The sequence below is a fragment of the Paenibacillus sp. GM1FR genome (genome assembly GCF_002803315.1).
Taxonomy (GTDB): domain Bacteria; phylum Bacillota; class Bacilli; order Paenibacillales; family Paenibacillaceae; genus Paenibacillus; species Paenibacillus amylolyticus.
Window position 1 is genome coordinate 810,534 of record NZ_MKZL01000011.1, and the last position, 12,549, is coordinate 823,082.

Sequence of the window (12,549 nt, forward strand, 5' to 3'; positions counted from 1 at the left end):
TCAGGATTTGAAAATGAGATCCATAAACCGGTTGGCTGCCAGAGAGATCGGCATATTGCGTTTGGTCATAATCCCCACATGGGAAGGGGGGAGCGGGACATCAAGCTGAATTTCGAAGAGAGAGCCTTCCTCCAGCTCTTTGGAGATAAATTCACGTGTGACATAGGAAATACCCAGTCCTCGACGCGCAAACTCAATCAACAGATCAACACTACCAACCTCAATCTCAGGTTTTAACGTGTAATTATAGCTGTTAAACAACTCAGTTATAGCCATCCGAACACGGCTGTTCCGGGAGAAGAGGATCAGTTGATGCTCCAGAAGCATCTCAAGTGTCATGATTTTACCCTTCAACTGAGCATAACGTTCCCCAGCTACAAAACAGTCCTTCAACTGAATACTTTCCCTGACTTCTAGCTGTGGATCAACAATGGGCATCCGAACAACACCAAGATCAATCTTGCCTTCTTTCAGAAAGGTGATGACTTCCGGCGTAGTTCCATGACTCAGATGTAGCTTGATATTAGGGTACAAGGTGTGAAATTCCTCTAGATACGCCAGCATGTAATGCTTGAACAGGGAGTCACTGCCACCAATTCTCAATTCACCATTGTCGAGATTCTTCAGTGCGGCCATTTTTTCTTCTGCAAGTGAGATCAGAATCTGGGATTGTTCAATATAGGAGTATAGACTGGCACCTTCCTGTGTCAGCGCTACACCCTTGGAATTTCGATAAAACAAGGTAAGACCAAAGCTCTCTTCCAATTGCTTAATGGCATGACTGACGCTGGGTTGAGTGATATACAGTGCTTTCGCAGCCTGTGTCAAACTTCCCGTTTTGGCGGCCCAATAAAAGACTTTATATAGTTCGTAATTTGTAGTCATAGATGTGGTCTATAGCTCCTGTGAAATATATTAATTACTTGTATAGCTATAAAACGTATTATAGTGTAACTACAACAAAGAAACCAGAGTTACTTGGAAGGAGAACGGTAAGATGGAACCAACTACCATTGTTTTATTTGGTGCAACTGGCGATTTAGCCAAAAGAAAAATATATCCTGCCTTATATAACTTATATCTTGAGCAGAAGCTTCCTGAAACCTTCTCATTGATTGGTCTGGGGCGTAGAGATTGGTCTGATGAATTCTTTCAGGCACAAGTGGAAAAATCATTAAATGAATTTTCCAGACGCCAAGCTGATCCTGAAGTTGTGAAGTCATTTGTGAAAGCTTTCCGCTACAGTGTATTGAATATAAGCCATAAGGAAGATTATATAAAGCTGTTGGGATTAGTTGAACAAAGAGAAGCTGAACTTGGCATTCCGTCCAATCGCTTGTTTTATCTCTCGGTTGGTCCGGAATTTTTCGAACCGATTGCCGAGAACATTCAAGAAAGTGGACTGGGTTCCACAGAGGGATGGAAACGCCTCGTTATCGAGAAGCCATTTGGTCACGATCTAGAGTCTGCGAGAGACCTTAATCGCAAATTAAGCGAATCGTTCACGGAGGAAGAGATTTATCGGATTGACCACTATTTGGGCAAACCGATGGTACAGCGTCTGGAGACGTTGCATCAGAGTAACCCAATCATGAAGGCGCTATGGAACAACCGTTACATCTCCAATGTGCAAATTACGGCGAATGAGACTGTAGGTGTCGAAGAACGTGCATCCTATTATGATCATGTTGGTGCAGTGCGAGACATGTTCCAGAATCATATGTTGCAATTGCTCATGATGATGGCGATTCAGCTTCCATACAACAGTACTTCCGAAAAAGTTGGATTGAAGAAAAAACATATTATGGAATCGATCCAGCCGTTACAAAAACAATCGGTGGGCGCAAACATCATCCGTGGACAGTATGCAGCAGGTAACATTCAAGGTAAACCGGTAAATGCGTATACTGCTGAACCGGGTGTAGCCGAGAATACGATGAATGACACATTCATTGCTGCCAAATTGCAAATTGATGATTTCTTCTGGCGTGGTGTTCCGTTTTACATTCGCACGGGTAAAAGAATGAAGGAGAAATCAACACGTATCGTGATTGAATTCAAAGAACCTTCAGGACAGACAAATGTGCTGAAAAACAAGGGTTCCAAGCCAAACCTGCTCGTCATTGAGATGAGTCCGGATCAGAGCATGACATTGCAACTGAATGCAAGTGATCCTGAGAATAAAGGTGAATTCAAACCGGTTCATATTGATCTTTCTCCGGACAAAGGTGACCTTGCGGAAGCTTACGAGAATCTGATTCGTGATGCTTTGCTGGGTGATCCAACCTTCTTTGCCCACTGGGATGAAGTAGAATTGTCATGGGCATGGGTGCAGCCAATTCTGGATGCATTCCAGGAAAATCTGTTGCCACTTCACCTGTATCCTGCGGGTAGCTATGGACCGGTTGAATCAGATGTTATGCTTGAAGAAGAAGGTCACCACTGGTGGTTTGATGAGCCGGCGGATCAGGAGTCTGTAGTTACAAATAGCATACCCTTGGCGGTTAATGCGAATCTCTAAACCAAAATAAAAAATATATCTGGAGGTAATTTAATCATGAAATTTTTTATCGATACAGCTAACGTGGAAGATATCCAAAAAGCATACAAAATCGGCGTATTGTCTGGCGTAACAACAAACCCATCTTTGGTAGCTAAAGAAGGCGTGAAATTCGAAGATCGTATTGAAGAAATCTTGCGTTTGGTACCTGAAGTGGAGTCCGTTTCTGCGGAAGTGACACCAGATGCCCTTACTGCTGAAGAAATGATCGCGCAAGCAGACGAATTGATCAAAATTAACAACAGCGACAAAAACATCACGATCAAATTGCCGATGACACTTGCAGGACTTGAAGCTTGCCGTTACTTGACCAAAAAAGGTGTGAAAACCAACGTAACGTTGATCTTCACGGTGAACCAGGCACTTCTGGCTGCTCGTGCTGGTGCAACATATGTATCCCCATTCCTGGGACGTCTTGATGATATCTCCGAGGATGGCGTACAATTGGTTACCAAAATTGCTGAATTGTTCCGTACACATAACCTGGATGCACAGATTATTGCGGCTTCTGTAAGACATCCGGATCACGTTACACGTGTAGCGATGGCTGGAGCACATATTGCTACTGTTCCATTCTCCGTCATTGAACAGATCTCCAAACACCCACTGACAGATCAAGGTATGGACAAATTTGCAGCGGACTGGAAAAAAACAGTACAATAATCACTGAACATATATTCGTTTCAACTTACAATAAAACTATATAAATCATGGAGCATTGGGAGGACATAATGAGTAAACAACAGATTGGTGTTATTGGATTGGCAGTAATGGGTAAAAACCTGGCTTTGAATATTGAAAGCAAAGGTTTCTCGGTAGCGGTATTTAACCGTTCCCCAGAGAAAACGAACGATCTTCTGAAAGAAGCAGAAGGTAAAAACCTGACAGGTGCGTTCACTATTGAAGAATTCGTGGAATCCCTGGAGTCTCCGCGTAAAATTCTGATCATGGTCCAAGCAGGTAAAGCAACAGATGCAACGATCGAGCAACTGCTTCCTCATCTGGATCAAGGCGACATTATTATCGATGGAGGTAATGCTTACTTCCCTGACACACAACGTCGCAGTAAAGAACTGGAAGAAAAAGGTTTCCGCTTCATCGGAGCAGGTGTATCCGGTGGTGAAGAAGGCGCACTGAAAGGCCCGGCAATCATGCCAGGCGGTCAGGAAAGTGCTTATCAGTTGGTAGAACCGATCCTTACAGCGATCTCTGCCAAAGTTGGCGATGACGCTTGCAGCACATATATCGGACCAGACGGTGCCGGACACTATGTGAAAATGGTGCATAACGGTATCGAGTACGGAGATATGCAGTTGATTGGTGAAGCTTATCACTTGCTCAAATCCGTATTGAACGTTTCCGTTGAAGAGTTGCATGAGATCTTCACTGAGTGGAATCAAGGGGAGCTGGACAGCTACCTGATCGAAATCACGGCAGATATCTTCTCCAAATACGATCCAGAAACAGGCAAACCAATGGTTGACGTTATTCTGGACGCGGCTGGACAAAAAGGAACAGGTAAATGGACAAGCCAAAGTGCGCTGGATCTCGGCGTTCCATTGTCCATGATTACGGAATCCGTATTCTCCCGTTTCCTGTCTGCGATGAAGGACGAGCGTGTAGCAGCTAGCAAAATCCTGAATGGACCAGCAACTGAAGCATTCTCTGGCGACAAAAAAGCATTCATCGAGAACGTGCGTAAAGCATTGTTTGCAAGTAAAATCGTATCCTATGCACAAGGATTTGCACAAATGCGTGCAGCTTCCGATGAATACGGCTGGGATCTGAAATACGGCAACATTGCCATGATCTTCCGTGGCGGCTGCATCATCCGTTCGCAGTTCTTGCAAAACATTAAAGAAGCATATGACAAAGATGCAGAACTCAAAAACCTGCTCTTGGATCCTTACTTCCAAAACATCGTTGAGTCTTATCAAGGCGCATGGCGTGAAGTTATAGCGGCTGCTGTAAAACAAGGTATTCCAGTACCTGGTTTCTCCAGTGCACTGTCTTACTATGACAGCTACCGTACAGAGCGTTTGCCAGCAAACTTGCTGCAAGCACAACGTGACTACTTCGGTGCTCACACATTCAAACGTGTGGACAAAGAAGGTTCATTCCACTTCCAGTGGATGGACACAAACGAGTAATTTTAATTCCGAAAATATAGCATTCCTGCAGTTGCCCTTGAATTTAGCTATTCAGGGCGGCTACGGGAATGCTTTTTCTCGTTAATGGTTTGAATTTGAATATCATCAAATTGTAATAAAATGTACGAATCTGAGTTTGGCAAACAGATGATCTGACCCTTCAACTACGTTATACTTGTTCAGACGGACCTGTGTCCGTGATGAAAATTCAGAATACAACTTATTGACGTGGAGGTTAGACCGGGCATGTTTGTATTAGCAGGTATATTGTTTTTGGTCGTATACGGTTTATTAGTGTTCTACATAGGTTGGAGCGGTTGGAGTTGGATGAAACCAGTTGTGTCCGCCAGATTTCGATGGTTTTATATTATAGCGCTTGTATTCCTTGCCGTTTCTTTCATTTTGGCACGGGTATTTGGAAGCATTTCGTTTCTAGGTATCATCGGTTCTTACTGGCTGGCAATCTTCTCGTTGTTATTGTTGATCCTGCCCGTCGTCCACCTCACGATGTGGTTGCTGAGATTAACCCGCATTCCGAGACATCACACACAGAAATGGGCGGGAGTTGTTACGCTGGTGCTGTTAGTGTCCACAATGGGTTACGGAATTTTCAACGCTTACAGCCCTGTAGTGAGAACATATAATATCCAGATTGATAAAAAAGTAGAAGGTGTAGACAAGCTCAACATTGTCATGGCTGCCGATATGCACTTTGGACTTCTGTCTGGCCCTGCACATGCCAAACGCATGGTGGAGGAAATTAATGCACTGAAGCCGGATCTGGTGCTGTATCCTGGAGATATTATTGATGACAATCTGGATATGTACCGCAATAGCGGAATTGCCGACATTATCAGTGACATTCAGGCTCCATACGGTGTCTATGCTTCACTCGGGAATCACGATAAGTTCGATGGTCCGATTGAAGATCTGATTGCTGCGCTGGAGAAGAGCAACATGCAAGTTTTGTACGATGACAAGATTGTGCTGAATGACAAGATCACCCTCATTGGTCGGAAAGACCGAACAGAGAAGGATCGGGCAGAAGTGGCTACGTTAATGCAAGGTACTGACTTGAACCAACCGGTACTTATGATGGATCACCAGCCGTATGATCTGGATATTGCGGAGCAGAATAATGTAGATCTGGTCGTATCTGGTCACACCCATCGTGGTCAGATTGCACCGGCTCAGTTCATCACACAGGCCATTTATGAGAACGATTGGGGTTATCTGCAAAAGGGCTCTATGCACTCCATCGTAACCTCAGGATTTGGCTTCTGGGGACCACCAATTCGTACTAGCAGTCGTTCGGAGATTGTACAGATTAATGTGACGTTCCAGCAATAATACGGTGGGCCCTTCGAGAGAAGGGTCTTTTTTGTTCGAAGCAAGTGATCAAGTGATGCTTATTGGTTGATTTCGTTTGAATCTGCTCCAAAATGTGAATACTAAAGCATATGCACCCTTAAACGTGGAAGCTTAGGGAAAAGACTCATGTAAGGGAATGAAGTGGAATAGCAATAGTAGTATTTTTGGGTTGACACCGTTTTCAGGTTATGATAAATTATATCCGAGGCTTGTTACCGGTAATGCGGGCAAAACCACTATGGAAATGATTTTATTATTTCTGTTTTGGTTTTGCCCTTTTTTATTCCTCAAAAAAAACCAGGTGGGTCCATAATGATTATTAAACAGATATTTAATAACAATATTGTCAGTACCGTGGATGACAAAAATCAGGAACTGCTGATCCTCGGCCGGGGAATCGGATTTAAGTTCAAAGCAGGCGATGAGATTGATGAAGAGCGGATTGAGAAGATATTTCGTCTTCAGGATGCATCGATCTATGAGAAATTCAAATCCATCGTAGCTGAAGTGCCGATTGAGATTCTGCAGGCAACAGATGATATTGTGACACTGGCACGAACTCAATTGAACAAAACCATCAGTGACGGGATCTATGTCTCGCTGTCTGATCACATTCACTTTGCCGTTCAACGCTTGGAAAAAGGAATGATTACTCGTAATCCACTCTCTTGGGAAGTTCAGCACTTCTATAAGGCGGAGTATGATGTGGCCAGAGAAGCACTGACCTTGTTGAAGGAAAGACTGGATATTGAGTTTCCCAAAGATGAAATCTGTAATATTGCCTTACATTTCATCAATGCGGAAGTCAATGATTCCATGAACGACGTCACCCATCTAATGCAACTGTTGCAGGAAATTATGAATATCATCAAATATCACTTCAACGTCGAATTGGATGAAGATAGCGTCAATTATTTCCGCTTCATCACCCATTTGAAATATTTCTGTCAGCGTGTCATTACCCATTCTTCACATGATGATGCCGAGGAGTATTTATATGAAGTGGTTCGGAAAAACTATCCGGAGACATTCAAATGTATTGGCAAGATCGAGACTTTTATCCATAAGAACTATCAGTATGACATGACTCACTCTGAGCAGTTATATCTAACGCTCCATCTGGAACGTTTGATGAAAACCAAGCGGGACGCAAAGTCCACGCAATAGAATCAAATTACAACTGGATATCCTATGGGCTTGTTACTGTTCAATCAGGCAATACCCGAATGAGATGGCGCCATCAGTATGCGCTAGATTCGTTCGGGTATTTTTTATTGGAAAAATGAGGAGGAAAATATCATGAAACATCAGGAAACGGCGCAGGAAATCATTAAAGCCGTTGGGGGAACAAACAATATTAACTCAGTTTATCACTGCGTCACACGTTTGCGCTTTGATCTGAAAGACAACGAGAAAGTTGATAACGGCTCACTCAAGAAACTGGATAAGGTCATGGGAACAAATATTTCCGGCGATCAATTCCAGGTCATAATCGGAAACGATGTGGCAAAAGTATTCGATGCCATGGTGAAGGAAAATCCGGCAATCCAGCAAAGTACAGAAAATAAAGAGCCGAAGTCGGATAAAAAACAAAATGTCGTGCTGAAAATTTTTGAAACAATCGCAGGTGTCTTTGCTCCGATGCTCCCAGCGATTACTGCGGCAGGTATGCTCAAAGGATTACTTGCACTATTCGTGTCCGTAGGTTGGATGTCTGCAGGAACGGATACGTATCGTATTCTTTCAGCCATCGGTGACGGCGTATTCCACTACCTGCCTTTACTGATTGCAGTCAGCGCTGCTCGTAAATTCGGTAGTAACCCATTTGTTGCGATTGCACTAGGTACAGCACTGATGTACCCAGATATGACAGCATTGCTATCTAGCGGTGAATCGGTTGGATTTTTGGGAATCCCGGTTACAGCAGTAAGTTATGCTTCATCGGTTATCCCGATTCTTCTTGCAGTATGGTTGATGTCCTATGTTGAGAAATGGGTTGACCGCGTTATCCCTGCTGCACTCAAGCTGCTGCTTGTGCCGCTGATTACCTTACTTGTTATGGTTCCAGTAACGCTGATTGCGATCGGTCCATTGGGTACATTTGTAGGTAGCGGATTGTCTGGCGGCATCAACTGGCTGCTGAATGAAGGCGGATTGATTGCAGGTATTGTTCTTGGCGGCGCGATGGCGCTCATTATTATGACAGGAATGCACTATGCACTTGTGCCGATCATCCTGAGTAATATCGCTACACTGGGCTTTGATAAATTCTTGCCATTAACCTTTATCTCCAATATGGGTCAGGCTGGTGCATCACTCGGCGTATTCTTCCGGGCAAAAGATAAAAAACTCAAAACCGTGGCATTGTCAACGAGCTTCACCGCACTCATGGGTGTAACGGAGCCGGCTATGTACGGCGTAAACATGAAATACAAAAAACCATTTGCTGCAGCGATGATTGGTAGTGCAGTGGGTGGCGGATTCGCCCTTGCTTTTGGCGCAAAAGCGTATGTACTTGCGGGTAACGGTGGTCTCCCAGGACTTCCTTCCCTGATCGGACAAACCTTCTGGTATTCCTTTGGGGGTATGATTTTGGCCTTTGTGGTGGGTACGATTATGTCAACGATATTTGGTATTAAGGAAGAAGAAGGAGACGCTGAGGCGTTGGCTCAATTCTCACCAGGCGCTTCTTCAGCACCAGCGAAAGTAGCTTCCAGCGATGCTATAAGCGTGAACTTGGACGACATGGGCGATCCAACACCAACGAGTGATGCAGTAGCTGTTGCACCGATGACAGGTAAATCCATCCCGCTCAAAGAAGTCAATGATCCAACATTTGGTGATGAATTGATGGGTAAAGGTGTGGCATTTGTTCCAACGGTGGGCGAATTGGTATCTCCAGTGACAGGTACCATCATGAATGTGTTCAAAACAAAACATGCGATCGTTGTCCGCAGTGATAACGGAATGGAATTGTTGATTCATGTTGGTATCAACACGGTGAAGCTGCGTGGACAGTATTTTGATGCACATGTTGCTACAGGAGCACGTGTACAGGCTGGAGACAAGTTACTCACGTTTGAACTGGCCGAGATTGCAAAAGAATACGACATTACAACTGCTATGGTTGTTACCAATACGGCTGATTACAAGCAGGTTTTACCTGTGAAATTGGGCGAAATCACGATGGGTGAAGACGTCTTGAAAGCTGAAATCTAAACTGTCCGTCTTAGGACTAACAACATCAACAAAAGAAGGAGAGATTCGAATGATTAATCGACAAGGGTTCCCGGAAGGTTTTCTATGGGGCGGCGCTATTGCCGCTAACCAGGCTGAAGGCGGATTCGATGCTGGCGGCAAAGGATGGTCGACGGCCGACATGGTTCCTTATTTTGAGAAAAAGGATTACACCAACCTTAGAGAACTGATGCATGTTACCAGTGCAACGGTTGAGAAAGCAATGGCACATCACAGTGCAGTAGGTTATCCGAAGCGTTACGGGATTGATTTTTACCACCGTTTCAAAGAGGATATTGCGCTGTTCGCTGAGCTAGGCTTCAAGACATTCCGTCTGTCCATTAACTGGCCGCGTATTTTTCCAAATGGTTATGATGCCGAGCCGAATGAAGAGGGACTGCGTTTCTATGACGAAGTGTTCGATGAACTCCGTAAATACGATATCGAACCACTGGTAACACTCTCGCATTACGAGATGCCTATGGCGCTTGTCCTGAAATATAACGGCTGGGCTGGTCGCGAAGTGATTGGACACTTTGTGAGATATGCCGAAACCGTGATGAACCGATACAAGGACAAGGTCAAATACTGGTTGACGTTTAATGAGATTAACACAACCATTATTGAACCGTTCACAGGCGGCGGTATTATTGAAGACCGAGTTGAGAACACGATGCAGGCTTCTTATCAGGCACTTCATCATCAATTTGTAGCCAGCAGCCTGGTGACAGAAAAGGCACGTCAGATTAACCCGAACTTCCAGATCGGATGTATGCTTGCGCGTATGATTCACTACCCGGCGACGTCGAAGCCAGAGGATGTGCTACAAGCACAGATCGATAACCAGCTGAACCTGTTGCATACGGATGTACAAGTTCGTGGTAGTTATCCAACGTTTATGGCTCGGTATTGGGCAGAGAACGGGATTACCATTGCCATGGAACCTGGGGACGAGCAGATCCTGCGTGAGCACACGGTTGATTTCATCTCGTTCAGTTATTACACATCCTTGGTGTCCGCAGTGAACCCAGAGGAATATGGAGTAACTGGAGGCAACCTGTACAGTACAATTAAGAACCCGAATCTGGAGCGTACAGAGTGGGGCTGGCAGCTTGATCCGATCGGCCTGCGCGTGGCATTGAAAGAGCTGTATGACCGTTATCAATTGCCATTGTTTGTGGTAGAGAACGGCCTTGGTGCCAAAGATACGGTTGAAGCAGACGGTTCCATCAACGATGATTATCGTATTGATTATCTGAGAAAACATATTACACAAATGAAAGAAGCCGTTATGGATGGTGTGGACCTGATGGGATATACCAACTGGGGAGCGATTGATATCATCAGTGCATCTACTTCGGAAATGTCCAAGCGTTATGGCGTGATCTACGTGGATCAGGATGACAAGGGACAAGGCACATTAAATCGGTATAAGAAAAAGAGCTTTGGCTGGTACCAAAAAGTCATTGCCTCGAATGGCGAGAACTTGGAATAGATTAATCTATAAAGGCACCCCGGGCGTAGCTGGTATTACGGCGCCGGGGCGCCTTTTTAATATAATCAGGTAGAATTCTTATCAACGCTATTGGCATTTCAAGGTAAAAAAGATGACTACATAACATTCTGGATGGTATACTGTGTTCGTATTGGGGGAGGGATAACCATGAAGAAGCCTATTATTGCTGTAGATATGGATGACACGATATGTCATCTGGTCAAGCGGGCTATATATCACAACAACCTCAACTTCCCGACCCATCCGTTGCGCTACGAGGATATGATTCATTGGGATACATCCCATTTGCGTCATCCAGAGAGCACGCACGATGTATTTTATGGTCGGCCGGGTCTGTTCGAGGAATTGGAATTATACGACGAGTATGTTGTAGATGAGATGCGAAAGCTTAACGATGTTTATGATGTTATTGTTGTGACGGCAGCAGAACCAAGAACAGTGGTTGAGAAGTGGAACTGGCTTCAGCAGCATATGCCTTTTATAACCGCAGAACAGTTTATTACATGCAAAAGAAAAAACCTGCTCGCTTTCGATCTGCTCATTGATGATGGAGCACATAACCTGATCCCCGCGCATGAGGACGGCAAAAAGGTCATCTGTATCCCACATCCGTGGAATATACAGGAGCGTGAGCGATACAACTTTCCGTTGATGTCTTCATGGAAAGAGGCCAAGGCTTACATAGATGAAGTGTTACAAGTTGTTGGTGTCTGAAAGTAAATCTTATTGTCCAGAGTGCTGTGCTCTGGATTTTTTGCGATAGGCGAGAGGTGTTTCGCCTGTTATTTTTTTGAATGCAGCATAGAATGAATCCATATCCCGATATCCAACCAGCTCGGCAATCAGGCTGACTTTGTGCTGTGAACTCTTAAGCAGTTCACAGCTTTTTTGTATACGCAGGTGTTGCAGGTGGCCGCTAAAGGTCTGTCCGGTATGTCGCAGAAACATTCGCCCAATTTGCTTCTCGCTCCAGCCCGATACACGTACCAGATCAGACATTCGAATACGGTTGCTCACGTGTTCCTTGATATAGTGAAGGATGTAATCAAAACCGGTGGAATGATGCTCTTCATCATGTTCCTTTTGATAAAGTTGTCTGTAGGTCATCAATACCAACTGGCTTACCAAGGTGTATAACATGGTAGACGAACCGATTCCCGGAACGGAGGATTCACGGTACAGCTTCACCATTAGTTCTTCAATGCGGTCGTTGTGATCCACAACGGATATATAAGGAACCTGATTTTGTGCCAGATCCATCAGATGTTGAATGATTTCTTTTTCCTGAATGATTGCTGTCAGCGTGTGGATCAATTCAGCATTAAATAAGCAATTATATATAATTAACGGATGCTCGGTTACGTTGGTGCTGACAGGACGAAAGACATGAGGAACGCCGACAGGAATGACAAACAGCATCCCCTTTGTCACCGGAATGACATCTTCACCGATATGATGAAAGCCCTTTCCTTCGGCAACGTAGCTATATTCAATAAAATCATGTGCGTGAAAAGGAAGCACAAAATCTTCAGAGCAACGATTGACAAAAAGTTGCAAATGATTATGCAGGAAGTATTCACTTTTCATGAGCTGTACAGATGAATTCACAAGCAACCTCCTCGCACAGATGGCTGAATCACCGGATGAAATAGTCTGGATTACCGGGTATTTAGGGCAACAGGATCGATATAATTATATCGTAACCCCGAATGGGA

General features: G+C 44.4%; 10 protein-coding genes. 8 read left to right on the forward strand and 2 right to left on the reverse strand.

Annotated features, from left to right (window positions below; all coding sequences use genetic code 11):
• Positions 1-885, reverse strand: a complete 885-nt coding sequence (locus PAEAM_RS09465) for a LysR family transcriptional regulator (protein WP_036613457.1) — start codon at positions 883-885, stop codon at positions 1-3.
• A gap of 112 nt (positions 886-997) precedes the next feature.
• Here PAEAM_RS09465 and zwf point away from each other — a divergent pair, with 112 nt between their 5' ends.
• From zwf to PAEAM_RS09505, 8 genes are all read left to right on the forward strand, one after another.
• Complete coding sequence (zwf, locus tag PAEAM_RS09470; RefSeq protein WP_100527320.1) at positions 998-2,521, forward strand: glucose-6-phosphate dehydrogenase; 1,524 nt, start codon at positions 998-1,000, stop codon at positions 2,519-2,521.
• Between the two features lie 36 nt (positions 2,522-2,557).
• Complete coding sequence (fsa, locus tag PAEAM_RS09475; protein ID WP_036613461.1) at positions 2,558-3,223, forward strand: fructose-6-phosphate aldolase; 666 nt, start codon at positions 2,558-2,560, stop codon at positions 3,221-3,223.
• Between the two features lie 68 nt (positions 3,224-3,291).
• Positions 3,292-4,710, forward strand: coding sequence for an NADP-dependent phosphogluconate dehydrogenase (gene gndA, locus PAEAM_RS09480; protein WP_036613463.1), 1,419 nt, complete (start codon positions 3,292-3,294; stop codon positions 4,708-4,710).
• Positions 4,711-4,956: 246 nt separating this feature from the next.
• Positions 4,957-6,060 carry a metallophosphoesterase gene (locus PAEAM_RS09485; RefSeq protein WP_100527321.1) on the forward strand — a complete coding sequence of 368 codons (1,104 nt, stop codon included), beginning with the start codon at positions 4,957-4,959 and terminating at the stop codon, positions 6,058-6,060.
• Between the two features lie 333 nt (positions 6,061-6,393).
• Complete coding sequence (gene licT, locus PAEAM_RS09490) at positions 6,394-7,248, forward strand: BglG family transcription antiterminator LicT (protein WP_100527322.1); 855 nt, start codon at positions 6,394-6,396, stop codon at positions 7,246-7,248.
• 132 nt (positions 7,249-7,380) lie between these two features.
• Positions 7,381-9,300, forward strand: coding sequence for a beta-glucoside-specific PTS transporter subunit IIABC (locus PAEAM_RS09495; RefSeq protein ID WP_100527323.1), 1,920 nt, complete (start codon positions 7,381-7,383; stop codon positions 9,298-9,300).
• A 49-nt stretch (positions 9,301-9,349) separates the two neighbouring features.
• Positions 9,350-10,813, forward strand: coding sequence for a glycoside hydrolase family 1 protein (locus PAEAM_RS09500; RefSeq protein ID WP_100527324.1), 1,464 nt, complete (start codon positions 9,350-9,352; stop codon positions 10,811-10,813).
• A gap of 168 nt (positions 10,814-10,981) precedes the next feature.
• A complete protein-coding gene (locus tag PAEAM_RS09505) occupies positions 10,982-11,548 on the forward strand; it encodes a 5' nucleotidase, NT5C type (protein WP_100527325.1) in 567 nt (188 codons plus the stop codon).
• 9 nt (positions 11,549-11,557) lie between these two features.
• Here the strand turns inward: PAEAM_RS09505 and PAEAM_RS09510 are convergent, their stop codons facing one another.
• Positions 11,558-12,442 carry an AraC family transcriptional regulator gene (locus PAEAM_RS09510; protein ID WP_133120424.1) on the reverse strand — a complete coding sequence of 295 codons (885 nt, stop codon included), beginning with the start codon at positions 12,440-12,442 and terminating at the stop codon, positions 11,558-11,560.
• Positions 12,443-12,549 lie beyond the last annotated feature (107 nt).

What these genes read in the sequence shown, in the direction of transcription:
- gndA (WP_036613463.1), top strand. Translation starts at nt 3,292, where the DNA reads ATGAGTAAACAACAGATTGGTGTTATTGGATTGGCAGTAATGGGTAAA.
- licT (WP_100527322.1), top strand. Translation starts at nt 6,394, where the DNA reads ATGATTATTAAACAGATATTTAATAACAATATTGTCAGTACCGTGGAT.
- PAEAM_RS09495 (WP_100527323.1), top strand. Translation starts at nt 7,381, where the DNA reads ATGAAACATCAGGAAACGGCGCAGGAAATCATTAAAGCCGTTGGGGGA.
- PAEAM_RS09500 (WP_100527324.1), top strand. Translation starts at nt 9,350, where the DNA reads ATGATTAATCGACAAGGGTTCCCGGAAGGTTTTCTATGGGGCGGCGCT.
- PAEAM_RS09505 (WP_100527325.1), top strand. Translation starts at nt 10,982, where the DNA reads ATGAAGAAGCCTATTATTGCTGTAGATATGGATGACACGATATGTCAT.
- PAEAM_RS09485 (WP_100527321.1), top strand. Translation starts at nt 4,957, where the DNA reads ATGTTTGTATTAGCAGGTATATTGTTTTTGGTCGTATACGGTTTATTA.
- fsa (WP_036613461.1), top strand. Translation starts at nt 2,558, where the DNA reads ATGAAATTTTTTATCGATACAGCTAACGTGGAAGATATCCAAAAAGCA.
- PAEAM_RS09465 (WP_036613457.1), bottom strand. Translation starts at nt 885, where the DNA reads ATGACTACAAATTACGAACTATATAAAGTCTTTTATTGGGCCGCCAAA.
- zwf (WP_100527320.1), top strand. Translation starts at nt 998, where the DNA reads ATGGAACCAACTACCATTGTTTTATTTGGTGCAACTGGCGATTTAGCC.